16 protein-coding genes are annotated in these 16,598 nt (G+C 70.6%); all 16 read right to left on the bottom strand.

Annotated elements, in window-relative coordinates; genetic code table 11:
• Positions 1-105: 105 nt before the first annotated feature.
• On the bottom strand, positions 106-549 hold the full coding sequence (locus R0232_RS10140) for an acyl-CoA thioesterase (RefSeq protein ID WP_431512020.1): 444 nt from the start codon (positions 547-549) through the stop codon (positions 106-108).
• Between the two features lie 3 nt (positions 550-552).
• On the bottom strand, positions 553-1,083 hold the full coding sequence (locus tag R0232_RS10135; RefSeq protein WP_093348989.1) for a MarR family winged helix-turn-helix transcriptional regulator: 531 nt from the start codon (positions 1,081-1,083) through the stop codon (positions 553-555).
• Positions 1,080-1,859 (bottom strand): SDR family NAD(P)-dependent oxidoreductase, encoded by a 780-nt coding sequence (locus R0232_RS10130; protein WP_057590612.1) that lies wholly within the window; start codon positions 1,857-1,859, stop codon positions 1,080-1,082. The genes R0232_RS10135 and R0232_RS10130 overlap by 4 nt, the downstream gene beginning before the upstream one ends.
• 62 nt (positions 1,860-1,921) lie before the next feature.
• Positions 1,922-3,502: an ATP-dependent acyl-CoA ligase gene (locus tag R0232_RS10125; RefSeq protein ID WP_431512019.1), complete on the bottom strand. Its 1,581-nt coding sequence runs from the start codon at positions 3,500-3,502 to the stop codon at positions 1,922-1,924.
• On the bottom strand, positions 3,492-4,232 hold the full coding sequence (locus tag R0232_RS10120) for an ABC transporter ATP-binding protein (protein WP_296781600.1): 741 nt from the start codon (positions 4,230-4,232) through the stop codon (positions 3,492-3,494). The genes R0232_RS10125 and R0232_RS10120 overlap by 11 nt, the downstream gene beginning before the upstream one ends.
• Positions 4,229-6,013, bottom strand: a complete 1,785-nt coding sequence (locus tag R0232_RS10115) for a branched-chain amino acid ABC transporter ATP-binding protein/permease (RefSeq protein ID WP_431512018.1) — start codon at positions 6,011-6,013, stop codon at positions 4,229-4,231. Before R0232_RS10115 ends, R0232_RS10120 begins: the two co-directional genes overlap by 4 nt.
• Positions 6,010-7,065: a branched-chain amino acid ABC transporter permease gene (locus R0232_RS10110; protein ID WP_431512017.1), complete on the bottom strand. Its 1,056-nt coding sequence runs from the start codon at positions 7,063-7,065 to the stop codon at positions 6,010-6,012. Before R0232_RS10110 ends, R0232_RS10115 begins: the two co-directional genes overlap by 4 nt.
• Positions 7,066-7,140: 75 nt before the next feature.
• Positions 7,141-8,301 (bottom strand): ABC transporter substrate-binding protein, encoded by a 1,161-nt coding sequence (locus R0232_RS10105; RefSeq protein ID WP_431512016.1) that lies wholly within the window; start codon positions 8,299-8,301, stop codon positions 7,141-7,143.
• 47 nt (positions 8,302-8,348) lie between these two features.
• A complete protein-coding gene (locus tag R0232_RS10100) occupies positions 8,349-8,822 on the bottom strand; it encodes an aromatic-ring-hydroxylating dioxygenase subunit beta (protein WP_431512015.1) in 474 nt (157 codons plus the stop codon).
• Positions 8,819-10,150 carry an aromatic ring-hydroxylating dioxygenase subunit alpha gene (locus tag R0232_RS10095; protein ID WP_431512014.1) on the bottom strand — a complete coding sequence of 444 codons (1,332 nt, stop codon included), beginning with the start codon at positions 10,148-10,150 and terminating at the stop codon, positions 8,819-8,821. Before R0232_RS10095 ends, R0232_RS10100 begins: the two co-directional genes overlap by 4 nt.
• Before the next feature lie 22 nt (positions 10,151-10,172).
• Positions 10,173-11,312 (bottom strand): ABC transporter substrate-binding protein, encoded by a 1,140-nt coding sequence (locus R0232_RS10090; protein WP_431512013.1) that lies wholly within the window; start codon positions 11,310-11,312, stop codon positions 10,173-10,175.
• A gap of 55 nt (positions 11,313-11,367) precedes the next feature.
• Positions 11,368-12,534, bottom strand: coding sequence for an ABC transporter substrate-binding protein (locus R0232_RS10085; protein WP_296781595.1), 1,167 nt, complete (start codon positions 12,532-12,534; stop codon positions 11,368-11,370).
• A 50-nt stretch (positions 12,535-12,584) separates the two neighbouring features.
• Complete coding sequence (locus R0232_RS10080) at positions 12,585-13,316, bottom strand: SDR family NAD(P)-dependent oxidoreductase (protein WP_431512012.1); 732 nt, start codon at positions 13,314-13,316, stop codon at positions 12,585-12,587.
• A complete protein-coding gene (locus R0232_RS10075) occupies positions 13,313-14,125 on the bottom strand; it encodes a cyclase family protein (RefSeq protein WP_431512011.1) in 813 nt (270 codons plus the stop codon). The genes R0232_RS10080 and R0232_RS10075 overlap by 4 nt, the downstream gene beginning before the upstream one ends.
• 28 nt (positions 14,126-14,153) lie before the next feature.
• Positions 14,154-15,410: an SDR family NAD(P)-dependent oxidoreductase gene (locus R0232_RS10070; RefSeq protein WP_431512010.1), complete on the bottom strand. Its 1,257-nt coding sequence runs from the start codon at positions 15,408-15,410 to the stop codon at positions 14,154-14,156.
• A complete protein-coding gene (locus R0232_RS10065) occupies positions 15,407-16,576 on the bottom strand; it encodes a thiolase family protein (protein WP_431512009.1) in 1,170 nt (389 codons plus the stop codon). The genes R0232_RS10070 and R0232_RS10065 overlap by 4 nt, the downstream gene beginning before the upstream one ends.
• Between the last annotated feature and the right edge of the window lie 22 nt (positions 16,577-16,598).

Raw genomic sequence — 16,598 nt, 5'->3', positions numbered from 1 at the left:
ATTCATCTCCGCCTTATTTTCCCAGGCCCGGAATTGTGGGAGCAGTACGCTGGTAGTACAAGCAGGGGGAACTCCTCCTTTAGAGGGATCGACATTCCCCGGGGCTTAGGAAGGTATCGCTCCCCGCAGGATCGCCGCGCGCAGGTCGGGCGGAATCTCGATCGCCCTGTGGGTTTCCAGCGAAGTGGTCACCAGCACCTGGCTGACCTGCATCCGCACTTCGCCCGACACCGGCTCGAAGCAGCGCAGCCGCAGCGTCAGCGATCGCGAACCGAGCCGCTCGACCGCCAGCCCCAGCGCCACCCGGTCGCCCATGCGGCTCACGGCGTGGAAATCGGCCTCGAGCTTGACGGTCGGCAGCCCGACGCGGCGGCCGGTGACCAGCGCGTCGTAGCCGATGCCGAGCTCCTCGTTGACCCAGTCCTCGACCAGCCCGTTGAGCATCACGAAGTACTGCGGATAGAAGACGATGCCGGCCGGGTCGCAGTCCGAGAAGCGGATCAGCCGCGGCCGGCTGAATTCGGCGAAGCGCGCGGGCGTCTCGGCCATGGCTCAGCCCTCCTCGCCCGCGGGCTCGCTGCGCATCACGTGCACGCGCAGCTCGCCGAGCTGGGCATGCATCTGCTTGATGGTCTTCATGTCCAGGCCCGAGAACATCTCGAGGATCCACTGTTCGTGCTCGCTGGCCATCGCCTCGAAGCTGGTACGGCCCTTGGGCGTGAGGCTCACGATCCAGGCCCGGCGGTCCTCGGGGCTGGGCGCGCGCGCCACCACGCCCTCGCGCTCCAGTTCGTCGGTGAGGCCGGTGACGTTGCCGCCGGTCACCATCAGGTAGCGCGAGAGCACGCGCATCTTCAGCCCTTCCTTGTGGCGGTAGAGCTGCGCCATGTAGTCGAAGCGCGCCAGCGAGATGCCGAAGCGCTCGCGCAGCCGGCGCCGGATCTCTGCCTCGATCTGGGTGGTGCTGGCCAGCATGCGCAGCCACAGCTTGAGGGCCGCATGGTCCTCGGTGCGCGCGCGCGCCTCGTGGCCCAGTTCCTCGGCGTCGCTCAGCGCGGCATGCGAGGCATCGTTGTGCTTCATGTGACCTCCCCGCCCGAGACCGAGATCGACTGCCCGTTGACCGAGGCGGCGCCCTCGCCGCACAGCCAGCGCACCGCGTCGGCCACCTCCGAGGGCTGCACGATGCGGCGCTGCGGATTCACGCTCGAGAACTCCGCCAGCGCGTCGGCCTCGCTGCGGCCGGTCTTGCCGACCACGTTGGCGACGCTGTTGCGCAGGATGTCGGTGTCGGTGTAGCCCGGGCAGACCGCGTTCACCGTCACGCCCTTGCGCGCCACCTCGAGCGCCAGCGAGCGCGTCAGCCCGATCACGCCGTGCTTGGCAGCGGTGTAGGCGGCGACGTAGGCATAGCCCTTCTGCCCCGCGGTGCTCGCGATGTTGACGATGCGGCCCCAGCCGGCCTCGAGCATGTCGGGCAGTGCCGCCTGGGTGCACAGGAAGCTGCCCGTGAGGTTGACCGACAGCATGCGCTGCCAGAGCTCGACCGAGGTCTTGAGGAAGGGCGCGCTCTCGGCCGCGCCCGCGTTGTTGACCAGGATCGCGAGCGGGCCGAGCGCCGCGCGCGCCTGCGCGAAGGCCTGCTGCACCGCCGCCGGGTCGGCCACGTCGGCCGCCACCACGCGATGCGAGGCGGCGGCGGGCAGCGTGTCGGCCACGCGCTGCAGCGCCTCGCGGTCGCGCCCCAGCAGCGTGAGCACCGCGCCCTCGGCCGCGAGGGTGCGCGCGATCTCGGCGCCGATGCCGCGCGCGGCACCGGTGACCAGGGCATGGCGGCCGGAAAGAGAATTTGCTTGCATGGCAATAATATTTAGTCCTAAACCATTCTAGCGTTTTGCGGCCCTGGACACCCGCCGCCGGCCTAGGTGCGCCGCGCTGGCTGCCGGTCCCAGGTGCCGGGCGTCACGCCGCGCTCGCGCAGCTTGTACTTCTGGACCTTGCCGTTCTCGGTGCGCGGCAGGTCCTCGAGGATGTCGATGTAGCGCGGCACCGCGAAGTACGGCAGCCGCGCCTCGCAGAAGGCCGCGAGCTCGGCGGGTTCCACCGCCGTGCCGGGGCGCGCGATCAGCGCCGCCATCACCTCGTCCTCGGCCAGCTCCGAGTGCACCGGGTAGACCGCCACCGCCGCCACGCCCGGGTGGCTCAGCAGCACCTGCTCGACCTCGAAGGAGGAGATGTTCTCGCCGCGCCGGCGGATCGCGTCCTTGAGCCGGTCGACGAAGCGGAAGGCGCCGTCGGCATCGCGCACCACGCGGTCGCCGGTGTGGAACCACAGGTTGCGCCAGGCCTCGACGGTCTTGGCCGGCATGTTGAAGTAGCCGCTCGCGAAGGCATGGGGCTCGCTCGCGCGCAGCAGCAGTTCGCCGGCCTCGCCGTCGGGCAGTTCCACGTCGTGCGCGTCGGCCACGCGCGCCTCGAAGCCCGGGCGCACCCAGCCCATCACGCCGCCGCGCGCGGAATCGGGCGCGGTGCTGATGACGAAGTTGGTCTCGGTCGAGCCGTAGCCCTCGAGCAGCCGGACGCCCGTGCGCTCCAGAAAGCTCTGCATCGCATGCGCCGGCACGCCCGGGCCCAGGCCCACGCGCACGCGGTGCGCGCGCTCGCCCGGCCCCTCGGGCTGGGCCAACAGGATCGGCACCATCGCGCCCAGCAGGTAGACCACCGTGGCTTCGTGCGCGCGCATCGACTCCCAGAAGCCCGAGGCCGAGAAGCGCGCCTCGAACACTACGCGGCAGCCGGTGATCGCGGCCTGCGCGAAGGTGTTGAGCGCATTGATGTGGAACAGCGGCAAGGTGGTGCACAGCACGTCGTCGGCGCCCACGCCGAGCACGGCCGCGCTGTTCACGCCCCACCAGTAGTACTGCGCATGCGGGCAGGTCACGCCCTTGGCCGGGCCGGTGGTGCCCGAGGTGTAGAGGATCGCGAGCGTGTCGCCCGGCTGCACCTCGGCCGCGGCGATCGCTTCGCCATCGGCCGGCCAGGCCTGCACCGCCACGCCCTCGAGCGCGATCCCGCCCTCGCCGATCACCCACACCGTGCGCAGCGCGGTGCGCGCGAGGTCGACACCGGCCAGCCGGTCGAGGAAGGCGCTCTCGATCACCAGCAGCCGCGCCGCGCTGTCGGCCAGGAAGTACTCGATCTGCGGCGCCATCGAGGCGGTGTTGATCGGCACCATCGCCGCGCCGAGCCAGCCGCAGCCGCCCAGCGTCTCGAGCACCTCGAGGCGGTTGCCGCTCATCAGCGCCACGCGGTCGCCACGTTCCACGCCCGCCGCGGCCAGCGCGCCGGCGCGCGATGCGGCGGCCGCGCGCGCATCGGCATGCACCCATTGCCGCCCCGCGATCGCGAGCAGCGGCCTTTCGCCGAACAGCGCCGCCTGCCGCTCGAGCATCGCCGGCAGCGTGCGTCGCGCGGGCGGCAGCGCGTGCGGCTCAGTCTTCATCGTGCGTGCCCCCGCCGAGGTAGGTGGCCTGCACGCGCGGATCGCAGGCCAGGTCCTGCGAGGCGCCATCGAGCGCGATCTCGCCCGTTTCCAGCACATAGCCGTGGTCCGAGCTCTCGAGCGCCGCGCGCGCGTTCTGCTCCACCAGCAGGATCGACACGCCGTCCTCGCGCAGCTTGCGCACGATCGCGAGGATGTCGCGCACGATCAGCGGCGCCAGCCCGAGGCTGGGCTCGTCGAGCATCAAGAGGCGCGGCGAGGACATCAGCGCGCGCCCCACGGCCAGCATCTGGCGCTCGCCGCCCGAGAGCGTGTCGGCGCGCTGCGCGCGGCGCTCGGCCAGCCGCGGGAAGCGGTCGTACACGCCCTGCAGCCGGCTCTTGAGCACGCTGCCGCGCAGCCGGCGCGAGAAGGCGCCGAGCTGCAGGTTGTCGAGCACCGAGAGTTCGCCGAACAGCTCGCGCTTCTCGGGCACCAGGCACAGGCCGCGCTCCACGCGCGCCTCCACGTCGAGGCCGTGCAGGTCCTCGCCCTCGAAGCGCAGCACGCCCTTCGAGGGCAGCAAGCCCATCGCGGCCGCGAGCAGCGTGGTCTTGCCGGCGCCGTTGGGGCCGATCACCGAGACGATCTGGCCCGGCCGCATCGCGAGCGACACGCCGCGCACCGCGTCGACCTGCCCATAGGAAACGTGCAGGTCGCCGATCTCCAGCATCGGGGTCGTCGTACTCATGCCACGCTCCCGAGATAGGCCGCCTGCACCCGCTCGTCGGCACGCACCGCGGCCGGCGCGCCCTCCACCAGCTTGGCGCCGAAGTTCATCACCACCAGGCGGTCCACGAGTTTCATCACGAAGTCCATGTCGTGTTCGACGATCAGAATGGTCACGCCCTCGTCGCGCAGCTTGCGCAGCAGCTCGCCCAGGGCCATCTTCTCCTTGCGGCGCAGGCCGGCCGCGGGCTCGTCGAGCACCAGCAGCACCGGGTCGGCCGCGAGCGCACGCGCGATCTCGAGGATGCGCTGCGTGCCCAGCGGCAGGCTGCCCGCGAGCTCGTGCGCGCGATCGCCCAGGCCGATGCGCTCGAGCTGGCGCTGCGCCTCCTGCAGGATCTGCCGCTCCTCCGCGCGATCGAGCCGCAGCCCCGCGCGCAGCACGCCCGAGCGCGTGCGCGAGTGCGCGCCCAGCGCCACGTTGTCGAGCAGGCTCATCTGCGGGCGCAGCTTCACGTGCTGGAAGGTGCGCGCCAGCCCGAGCCGCGCCACCTCGCGCTGCGGCATGCCGGCGATGTCCTGGCCCAGGAAGCGCACGCTGCCCGAGGTCATCGGCAGGGTGCAGGTCAGCAGGTTGAACATGGTCGACTTGCCGGCGCCGTTGGGCCCGATCAGGCCCACGATCTCGCCGGCCGCCACGTCGAAGCTCACGTCGTTGACCGCCACCAGCCCGCCGAAGCGCTTGACCGCGCCCTGCACCGAGAGGATCGGCGTGCCGCGTGTCGGCAGCGCGCGGTGCGGCAGCGGCTCGACGGCCGCCAGCGGCGCCGTGGGTGCGCGCGCCGCGCCCGAGCCCTTGCGCCCGCGCAGCCGCCGCACGAAGCCCATCAGCCCGCCGCGCGCGAAGTGCAGCAGCGCGATGAACAGCACCGCGAAGGCCACCGCCTCGAGCTGGCCGGCGCGCTGGGTGATCAGCGGCAGCACGTCCTGCAGCCCGTTCTTGAGCACCAGCACCAGGCCCGCGCCCACCAGCGCGCCGACCAGGCTGCCGAGCCCGCCGGCCACCGCCATCAGCAGGTACTCGATGCTCGCGCGCACGTCGAAGGGCGAAGGGCTCACGAAGCGGTTCATGTGCGCATAGAGCCAGCCCGCGAGCCCGGCGAACAGCGCCGCCGTCACGAACAGCGACAGCCGCACGCGGTAGGCATCGGCGCCCACGCTCGCCAGCAGGGTCGCGCCGCCGCGCAGGCTGCGGATCGCGCGGCCCGGGCGCGAGCGCAGCAGGTTGTGGCTGAACAGGAAGGCCAGTCCGACGATCGCCCAGATCAGGTAGTACATGGCGCGCGGATCGGCCAGCGACCAGCCGCCGATGAACAGCGGCGGGATGTTCGACAGTCCGGTGTGGCGGCCCAGCGCATCGACGTTGCCGAACAGCATGGCGATCGACAGGCCCCAGGCGATGGTCGACAGCGGCAGGAAGTGCCCGCCCAGGCGCAGCGTGAGCAGCCCGATGGCCAGCGCCGAGAGGCCGGTCAGCAGCAGCGCGAACAGCAGGCCGATCCAGGGCGAATAGCCCTGGGTAGTGCTGAGCCAGGCCGTGGCGTAGGCCGCGATGCCGACGAAGGCCGCCTGCCCGAAGGAGGTGGCGCCGCCCACGCCCGTGAGCAGCACCAGCCCCAGCGCGACCAGCGCGCCGATGCCGATGTCGTTGAGCAGCGAGACGGTGAAGCTGCCGAACAGCGCCGGCACCACGGCCAGCGCGGCGATCACCACGGCGCAGAGGATCATTGGGCGGCGGCTCATTGGTCCACCTCCTCTTCTTCCTCTTCCACGTGCCGCGCCATGAACGAGCGCAGCATCAGCACCGGGATCAACAGGCTGAACACGATCACGTCCTTGAGCGCGCCGCTCCAGAACGAGGCGAAGCTCTCGACCACGCCGACCGCCAGCGCGCCGATGGCGGTCATCGGGTAGCTCACGAGCCCGCCGATGATGGCCGCCACGAAGGCCTTGAGCCCGATGATGAAGCCCGAGTCGTAGTACATGGTGGTCACCGGCGCGATCAGCACGCCGATCAGCCCCGCCAGCAGCGAGGCGCAGCCGTAGGCCAGCAGCGCGGTGCGCGCGGGCCGGATGCCGACCAGCCGCGCGCCGACGCGGTTGACGGCCGTGGCGCGCAGCGCCTTGCCCATCACGGTGCGTTCGAACACCAGGAAGAACAGGCCGCTGAGCACGATCGCCGAACTCACCATCAGGATCACCTGGCCGCTGACGGTGAAGCCGTCGCCCAGCGTGAGCGTGCCCGAGGCCAGCGGGCTGGTGCGCGAGCCTTCCGGCCCGAAGAACAGCAGGCCCAGGCCCGACAGCAGGAAGTGCAGCGCCAGCGAGACGATCAGCAGCACCAGCACCGAGGCATCGGCGATCGGCTGGAACACCACGCGCGCCAGCAGCGGTGCCACCGGCACCACCAGCAGCACCGACACCGCGAGCTGCACCGGCGCCGGCACACCCGCGCTCGCCGCGGCCCAGGCGATGGCGCAGGGCACCAGCGGCAGCACGCCCCAGGCCAGCACGGCCTTCGGAATGCGCCGCACCTCGCCGCGCCGCACCAGGCTGCCGACCTCGGTCAGCACGGCCAGCGCCGCGAGCACGGCCACCAGGCCGATGGTCGGCGGCAGCTTGCCGGTCTCGAAGGCCGCCAGCGTCAGCGCGGCGAAGGCCGCGATGTCGCCGAAGGGCACGAAGACCACCCGGGTCACCGAGAAGATCAACACCAGGCCGAGCCCGGCCAGCAGGTAGATGGCCCCGTTGGCCAGCCCGTCGATGCCCAGGATGAGGGCCACGTCCCAGGTCATTGCACAGTCCTTCGCTTCGTCATCGCTCTCGCTTCTCGCTTGCTGTGGGTGGATGGAGGATCGGAGGCAGCGCGCTCAGGGGGCGAGCTTCCATTGACCCTTGTCGAGCTTCACGATCACGCGCGCGCGCTGGTCCACGCCGTAGAGATCGCCGGGCTTGAAGTTGTAGACACCGTGCGTGCCCACGACCTCCTTGGTGCTGAAGATCGCGTCGCGCAGCGCGACCCGGAACTCGGGCGTGCCGGCCTCGGCCTTCGTGAGCGCGCGCGCCGCCGCATCGGCGAACACCAGGTAGCCGTCGAAGGAATAGGCCGAGAAGGCGTCGCTGGTGGGCGCGTTGTTGACCTTCTGGAAGATGCTGCGGAACTCGAGGCCGATCTTGCGCGTGGGATGGTCGGCCGGCAGCTGCTCTGCGACGATGATCGGGCCGGTGGGCATCAGCGCGTCCTGGCCGGCGGCCCCGACCACGCGCACGAAATCGGGGTTGATCAGCCCGTGCTGGCCGTACACCTTGCCCTTGAAGCCGCGCTCCTGCAGCGCGAGAAAGGGCAGCGCGCCCGGCGTGCCGGCGCCGCCGGTCATCACGGCCTCGGGCTTCATCGCGAGCAGCTTCAGCACCTGGCCCGTGACCGAAGCGTCGGCGCGCGCATAGCGCTCGTTGCCCAGCACCTGGATGCCGGCGGCCGGCGCGGCCTTCATCAGCGCGGTGTAGACCAGGTCGCCCCAGGCGTCGGAGAAGCCGATGTAGCCGACCGACTTCACGCCGTCCTTCTTCATGCGCTCGACCACTGCGTCGATCATCAGCTGCGTCGGCTGCGCGACCGTCATCACCCAGCCGTTCTCGGCCGGGTCGAGCAGGATCGGCGTGAGCCCGATCATCGGCACCTTGGCATCGCGCCCGACCTGCGCCATCGCGATCGCGGCCGGCACGCCCGAGGTGCCCATCAGCACGTCGACCTTCTCCTCGTCCACCAGCTTGCGCGCATTGCGGCCCGCGGTGGTGGGGTCGGAGCCGTCGTCGAGCACGATCAGCTGCACCTTGCGGCCGCTGATCTCGCCCTTGTAGGCCAGCGCGGCCTGCATGCCCTTGGCATAGGGCACGCCCAGCGAGGAGTTCGGGCCCGACAGCGACACGCTCAGGCCGACCTTGAGGTCGGCCGCGAAGGCGGCGGCGCCGAGGCCGGCGGCCAGCGCGAGCACGGCGGCGTGGCGAAGGGACTGCATCAAGCGGGTCATGTCGAAGCTCCTGGAGGAAAGGGTGGGGAGTGGAACGAGGGAGGGAACTAGATGAAAAGCTGGATGGCCGGCAGGGCCTGGCCCGGGTTGAGCAGGTCGACTCGCTTCTCGCGGATGCGCCAGCCGTCTTCGATGCGAACCAGTCGATGGCGGTAGCTGCCGGTGAGCAGCACCTGCGACTCGCCGCGCGCCTCGATGTAGATGAATGGAGTGCGCAGCACGGCCTCGCCGCCCTCGCCGCCTTCGCCGGCCTCCGGCACCGAGCGCTGCAGCACATGCTGGCAATGGCTCGCCGGATGCTGCGAATGCGCGCGCGGGTTCTTCAGCCGGTCGACGCGCAGCTGCAGCAGCAGCCGGTCCTCGCAGGCGATCGCGTTGTGACTGCGCGGATCGGCCTGCGCGGCGCCCAGCAGCGGCACCCAATAGAGGCACTCGGCGTCGTAGAGCGCGAGCCAGTCGTCGAAGCGGCGCGCGTCGAGCAGCGCGGCCTCTCGCACCACGAGGTCGATGGCATCGTTCATGCCCCCTCCCCCTGCTCGCCCATGAACTTCGCCCAGGCGCGGAACTGGTTGCGCATCAGCAGCTCGTTGGTGCCGTTGGTCTCGGCCGTTCCCTGCGCGAGTTCGGCCGGATCGAAGTCGCGGTGCAGGCTCACCCACTCGTTGCCCTCGCCGCGCAGGCCCTTCTGCATGCTCTCGAACAGGTGCACGTCGTCGTGCGCCACCACCGACATCGGCGAGAACACGAGCCGGTTGTAGTTCATCGAGCGCTCCAGCAGCAGCTCGGGCGCGCCCTCGGCGCGGAAGCTCCAGGCCTCGATCAGCGTGCGGTCGGCCGCGAGCGGGCGGATCACGCGGATCGCCTGCGGCGAGCCCTTGACCGAGAGGCTCGGGAACAGCACCGAGTTCTGTGGCGAGCGCTGCAGGATCTCGGTGGCGCGTTCCTCGCCGTGCGCGGCGCGCATCGCGGCCTCGTAGCCCGGCAGTTGCGCGTAGTTCGAGTGGATGCTGAAGTGGATGCCCAGCACGCTGTGGCCGTTGGGATAGACGCGACCGCCCATGCGGTCGAAGAAGTCGTAGCCCGCGCCGAAGGGCAGGATCTGCTCCATCGCCATCGGCTTGGCCGCCTCGGGCTCGGCCGCCGTGATGCCGACCCACAGGCCCTCCGCCGCGGCGGTGGCCGACTCGTGCGTCGACATCGGATGCACCGTGTCGTTGATGTTCTCGAGGTACATCTTCCAGTTGCAGTGGACGATGTTGCGCAGCACGCCGCCGGCCACCGTGAGCCGGCCCTCGGGCGAGCGGTCGACCATGTTGTCGATGGCATGCAGCACGCCGCCGAAGTAGTCCTCGAAGCTCGGACCCTGCGGCGACAGGCGCACGAACACGAAGTCGCGGTAGACCGCGAGGCCCGCCACGGGCGACAGGCCGCGCCCCGACTCGCACTGCGCGAGCCCGGTGTTCTCGTAGCCCGACTTCAGCGGCAGTGCGAGCGGCGCGCCGTCGAGCTTGTAGGTCCAGGCGTGGTAGGGGCAGCGAAAGAACTTGCCGGCGTTGCCGCGCTCGTCGCTCACCAGTTGGCTGCCCTTGTGGGCGCAGCGGTTGTAGAACACCCGCAGCGCGCCATCGGCCTGCCGCACCATCACCAGCGGCCGGCCCGCGAGCTCGAGCGTGCGGTAGTCGCCGGCCTTGGGCACCTCGCTCGCATGGCCCGCGAACAGCCAGGTGCGCGCGAAGAAACGCTCCTGCTCGAGCGCGAACAGCTCCTCGCTCAGGTAGACGTCGCGGTGCACGCGCCGGTCCTCGACCAGCGCGCGGATCGCCTCGGGGTGTTCGCGGTAGCGGCTCATGGCGTGCGTCAGGTGCGGGCGCTCAGGGCACCAGCTTCCACTGGCCCTTTTCCATGCGCACGATCACCACCGCGCGCTCGTCCGAGCCGTAGCGGTTGTCGGGCTTGAAGTTGTAGATGCCGTGCGTGCCGACCAGCTCCTTGGTGCCGTTGATCGCATCGCGCAGCGATGTGCGGTAGGCCGGCGTGCCCGGCTCGCCCTTGGCGCGCGCCGCGGCGTTGGCCAGCAGCAGGTAGGCGTCGTAGGTGTACGACGAGAAGGCATCGACCGGCGCCGCGCCGTGCGCCTTCTGATAGGCCGCGCGGAAGTCCATCGACACCTTGCGGATCGGGTTCGCCGCATCGAGCTGCTCGGCCACCAGCACCGGGCCGCTGGGCACCTGCAGGCCCTCGATGGACTTGCCGCCCACGCGCACGAAGTCGGCGTTGATCAGGCCGTGCGTACCGTAGATCTGGCCCTTGTAGCCGCGCTCGGCCAGTGCCAGGTAGGGCAGCGCGCCGGGCGTGCCCGAGTTGCCTGCGAACACCGCGTCGGGCTTGGCCGCCACGATCTTGAGCACCTGCCCGGCCACCGAGGAATCGCTGCGCGCATAGCGCTCGTTCGCCACCACCTTGATGCCGGCCGCGGCCGCGCTCTTCATCAGCGAGTCGTAGGCGAGGTCGCCGAGCGCGTCGGAAAAACCGATGAAGGCCACCGACTTCACGCCGGCCTGCTGCATGCGCTTGACCACCGCCGCCACCATCAGCTCGAAGGGCTGCGAGACCGAGACGGTCCAGACGTTCTCCGGCCCCGGCAGCGACACCGGCGTGGGCGAGATCAACGGCGTGCCGAGCTCGCGCGCCACCGCCGCGATCGCCATCGCACCGGGCACGCCCGAGGTGCCGATCAGCACGTCGACCTTGTCCTCGGTCACCAGCTTGCGCGCGTTGCGCCCGGCGGTGGTGGGATCGGAGGCGTCGTCGAGCACGATCAGCTCGACCTTGTGGCCGGCAATGGTCGGCTGCTGCGCGAGCGCGGCACGGATGCCCTTCTCGTAGGGAATGCCGAGCGCCGAGACCGGGCCCGAGAGCGAGCTGATGACGCCGACCTTGAGGTCGGCGGCGAAGGCCTGGGCCGCGGCGAGCGAGACGGCCGCGAGCGCGGCGATGCGAGCGAGTTTCATGGGTGGGTGGTGTCTTTGGAAGAAAGGAAGGGATGCGCCGCGCGAAGGGCCGTGCTCAGGGCACCAGCTTCCACTGGCCCTTGTCGAGCCGCACCACCACGCGCGAGCGGTCGTCGGAGCCGTAGCGGTTGTCGGGCTTGAAGTTGTAGACCGAGTGCGTGCCCACCAGCTCCTTGGTGCTCACGATGGCGTCGCGCAGCGCGAGGCGGAACTGCGGCGTGCCGGGCTCGGCCTTGGTGGCGAGCGCGCGCTGCGCGGCATCGAGGTAGATCAGCCAGGCATCGAAGCTGTAGGCCGAGAAGGTGTCGGTGGGCGGCGCGCCGTTGGCCTTCTGGAAGGCGGCGCGGAAGTCGAGCGCGATCTTCTTCATCGGGTTGGTGTCGGGCAGCTGCTCGGCCACCACCACCGGGCCCGTGGGCGCGAGCAGGCCATCGACCGACGGGCCGCCGACACGGATGAAGTCGGGGTTGATCAGCGAGTGCATGCCGTAGATCTTTCCCTTGTAGCCGCGCTCGGTCAGCGCGAGGTAGGGCAGCGCGCCGGGCGTGCCCGAGGCGCCGGTGATGACGGCGTCGGGCCGCAGCGCGACGATCTTGAGTACCTGGCCGGCGACCGAGGAGTCGCTGCGCGCATAGCGCTCGTTGCTCACCACCTTGATACCGGCCGCGGGCGCGGCCTTGCTGAGCGCGTCGTAGACCAGGTCGCCCCAGGCGTCGGAGTAGCCGATGTAGGCCACGCTCTTCACGCCCGCCTGCTTCATCTTCTCGACCATCGCGCCCATCATCAGCGGCGCGGGCTGCGGCAGCGTCACCATCCACGCGCCCTCCTCGCCCGGCAGGTCGGCGTTGGCGATGGAGATCAGCGGGGTCCTGGTCTCGCGCGCCACGCCGGCGATGGCCAGCGAGCCCGGCGCGCCGGCGGTGCCGATGATGACGTCGACCTTGTCCTCCTCGATCAGCTTGCGCGCGTTGCGCGCGGCGGTCGAGGGATCGGAGGCGTCGTCGAGCGCGATCAGCTGCACCTTGCGCCCGCCGACCTCGGACTTGTAGGCCTGCGCGGCCTTGATGCCCTTGTCGTAGGGAATGCCGAGCGAGGACACCGGCCCCGACAGCGAAGTGATGAAACCGACCTTGAGGTCTGCCGCCCAGGCATTCGATACCGCGAGCGCACCCGCGGCCACGGCGAGGCCCGCGAGGGCACGGATTCGGGTCATGACTGTCATGCTTCTTCTCCTGGAGTGATGGGGGTGGGTGACGGGAACTCGGTGGGGATTCAGAGCGCGAGGCTGCCGACGCTGGTGCCGCCGCAGACGTAGAGCACCTGGCCGGTGACGAAGCTGTTGGCGGGGTCGGCGAAGAAGCGCACGGCGCGCGCCACGTCGGCCGATTCGCCGAGGCGGCGCACCGGCACGCTGGCGGCCAGCGCGCGTTCCTTCTCGCTGCCGGCCTCGACCACGTCGTAGAACATGTCGGTGCGGATCGGCCCGGGCGCCACCACGTTGACGGTGATGCCCTCGGGCGCGAGCTCGAGCGCCCAGGTGCGCGCCATGCCCAGCATGCCGGCCTTGGTGGCCGAATAGCTGGTGCGCGTGGCCAGGCCCAGCGCGGCGCGCGACGACAGCAGCACCACGCGGCCGAAGCGGCGCGCGCGCATCGCGGGCAGCGCGGCCTGCACGAGCTGGATCGCGCAGCCCAGGTGCAGGTCGACCAGCGCGTCGAGGTCGGACAGCTGGACCTCGGGCAGCAGCGCGGCGCGGATCACGCCGGCGTTGTGGACCACGGTGGTCAGCTCGAAGCGCGACACCAGTTCCTTCGCGGCCTCGGCCGTGGCCGCGCGGTCGGCCAGGTCGACCTCGATGCTGTGCAGCTTCGGATGGTCGATCTCGGCCTTGCGGCGCGCGAGCGAGACGACCTCGTAGCCCTGCTCGAGCAGGTCGAGGCAGATGGCCTTGCCGATGCCGGCGCTGCCGCCGGTGACGACGGCGGTCTTCGGTGCGTCGCTCATGCCGTCGCTCCCACCAGCGCGAGCACCCGCAGCGGGCTGCCGCTGCCCTTCTCGATCTTCAGCGGCGGGCAGATCAGCATCGCGCCCGCGGGCGGCAGCAGGTCGAGGTTGCTCAGGCACTGCAGGCCGTAGCGGCCCGCGCCATGCATGTAGTAGTGGCAGGGGTACGGCGGGCGCAGGTGGTAGCCCTGGCCGGCATCGGTGCCGATGGCCTCGGAGCCGAAGCCCAGCACGTCGCGCTGCTCGACCAGGAAGCGCACGGCCTCGGTGCTCGGGCCCGGGGTGTGCTGGCCGGTCTCGTCGAAGTTCTGGTAGGCCTCGGGGTCGTGGCGCTTCGACCAGTCGGTGCGCATCAGCACCCAGGCGCCGGCCGGGATACGGCCGTGCTTCGCCTCGTAGTCCTCGATGTCCGCGGGCGTGAGCAGGTAGTCGGGATCGTCCTTGACCTGCGGCGAGCAGTCGATCACGCAGGCCGGCGCCACGAAGTGTTGCACGGGGATGGTGTCGACCGAGTTGTTCGGCAGGTCGCGGCCCGAGATCCAGTGGATCGGCGCATCGAAGTGGGTGCCGGTGTGTTCGCCGCAGGAGAAGTTGTTCCAGTACCAGCCCGGGCCGCGTTCGTCGTACTTCGAGACCTCCTCGATGCGGAACGGCCAGCACTGGCCCATCTCGGGCGGCAGCGCGATCTGCGGGAACTCGGGCGTCAGGGTCTGGGTGAGGTCGATCACGCGGATGCCGCCGCCGGCCAGGGCGCCGGCCAGGCCCGCGAGGATCTGCGCCGGGGTGAGCGTGGGGTTGCTGGTGGTCATCGGGGAGCGCTCCTGTCTCTGTCTGTCTTCAGCTGCCGCCGGCCGCGAGTTCGCGTTCCAGCACCTTGGGGTTGTCGCGCCAGCGCTCGAGCCACTCCTGCGCCACGTCGCCGGGGTAGACGTCTTCCACGCCGTCGCGCAGCGCCTTCACGATCGCGCTCGCGAGCGCCGGGGCGCCGAGCTTGGGCGGCGGCATGTGCTGGTTCCACTCGTCGTCGATCGGGCCCGGGAACACGTTGACGACCCGGATGCCGGGCGGCCGCATCTCGGCGCGCAGGCACTGGGCGAGCGAATAGGCGGCGGCCTTCGAGGCGCTGAAGGTGCCGTGCGCCGGGTAGTTGCTCAGCGCGTAGATCGACAGCAGGTTGACCCAGGCGGTGGCGCCGGTGGCGCCGTCGGCCGAGCGGCCCTTGAGCGCGGGACCGAACTCCTGCGCCAGCCGCAGCGCGCCGAAGTAGTTGATGTCCATCTCGGCCTTGGCCACGTCGGTGCCGCGCCGCGAGGCGATGCCGAAGGTGCGGTGCACCTCGGCGTTGTTGATGACGATGTCGACCTTGCCGCCGATGGAGCCCGCGAGCTCGGTCACCTGCCGGCCGTTGGTGAGGTCGAGCGGCACCAGCGTGACCTGCGGCAGCGCACCGATGTCGTCGAGGCCGTCGCCGAGCTTCTTCCAGGGTTCGGCATGGCCGACCCAGACGATGTCGGCGCCGGCCTTGACGAGCGCGCGCACGATCGCCTGCCCGACCTCGGTCTTGCCGTCGGTCACCAGCACCTTGCGGAACTTGGGGTCGCTGGTCATCTCTCTGAGCATCTTGTCGTCGGCCATGTGTGCACTTCCTTGGTTCGGGAATCCGATCAGTACCGCCTGTCCCGCGCGGTCGAGCCGCGCGCCCACCTTGACGCGCGAGGGGGCCTCGCCGACCTCGCCGTGCAGGTGCACCATCAGCGTCGGGCCGGCATCGAGGTGCACCAGGCCCAGCCGCCAGGGCAGGCGTTCGCGGAAGAACAGGTCGTTGCTGTGATGCAGCGTGGTGCTGCTCAGCAGCTCGCCCTCGCCGTCCTGCTCGCGCCAGGCGAGGTGCGGCGACAGGCACTTGTGGCAGGCCGCGCGCGGCGGGTACTGCACGGTGCCGCAGTCCTCGCAGGTCTGCAGTTCGAAGCGGCCCTCGGCCGCGGCGGCGGTGATGCCCAGCGCGATGCGGCCGCGCTGCCAGGGCGGCAGGTTCATCTGCCGCGTGCGCAGCACGGGGTTCTTGCGCGGGGGGCGCATGAGGGGCATGGTCATTGGCTTCTCCCCAGGAGGACGGCGCCGGTGCACAGGCAGCGGTCGTAGGTGACCATGCCGAAGCCGGCGACGAGGCCCAGCTTGGCGTCGGGCACGCGGCGCGCATCCGCGGTGTCGGTGAGCTGGCGGATGGTCTCGGTCATGCCGAGGAAGCCGCCCGCGGCGCCGGCCTGGCCCGCGGACAGCTGGCCACCGCTGGTGTTGTTGGGAAAGCTGCCTTCGCAGGTCATGGTGTGCGAACGCACGAAGGCCGGGCCCTCGCCCTTCTCGCAGAAGCCCAGGTCCTCGAACTGCATCATGGCGATCACGGGGTAGTCGTCGTAGGTCTGGATGAAGTCGACCTGCGCGGGCGCGGCGCCGGCCTGGGCATAGAGGTCGTCGCGGTCGCGGCGCCAGCCGCCCTGCACCATCACCGGGTCTTCCGAATAGGCGTTGTGGCGTTCGATGGCGCCACGGATCGCGACGTGGGCAAGGCCCAGGTCACGCGCGCGCTCCTCGCTCATCACGAGGAAGGCCTCGGCCCCCGCGCAGGGCATGACGCAGTCGAACAGGTGCAAGGGCTCGGCGATGGGCCGCGCGTCCATGTACTCGTCGAGCGTGAGCGGCTTCTTGAACATGGCGTTGGGATTGCGCAGCGCATTGGCGCGCTGGTCCACCGCGATGCGGCCGAAGTCCTCGCGCTTCGCACCGAAGCGGCGCATGTAGTGCGCGGTGATCATCGCGAAGATCGAATTGGGCCCGCCCGATCCATAGGGATAGGTGGCATCGCGCGCGAAGTTGCTGAAGCTGCCGAGGGTCTGGCGGAAGGAGTCCACATGGTTGGTGTCGGCCGCCACGCAGGCCACGACATCGGCATCGCCGCTCTGCACCGCGCGCGCGGCACGGCGCAGGCACATCACGCCCGAGGCGCCGCCGGTGGGTACGTGGTCGAGCCAGCGTGGCGAGAGGCCCAGGTGCTGGGTGACGCCTACTGCGGTGTCGGGGGCCAATGAGAAGCTGCTGATGCAGAGGCCGTCTATTGCGTCTTTTTCGATGCCACTGTCCTTGACGAGGGCCTCGATCGCCTGGCCCAGGAACCAGTGCGCTGTGAGCGTGGAGTAGCGTTGGTAGGGCACCGTGACGGGGGCCGCGACGGCTACGCCTTCGTAGGATTGGCGGTGGGTCATTGGTTGGGCTCCACTTTGTTCG

This window comes from Variovorax sp. DAIF25, assembly GCF_050711835.1.
GTDB lineage: Bacteria > Pseudomonadota > Gammaproteobacteria > Burkholderiales > Burkholderiaceae_C > Variovorax.
The sequence above is the reverse complement of the archived record's forward strand: the minus strand, read 5'-3'. Positions and strand labels throughout refer to the sequence as shown.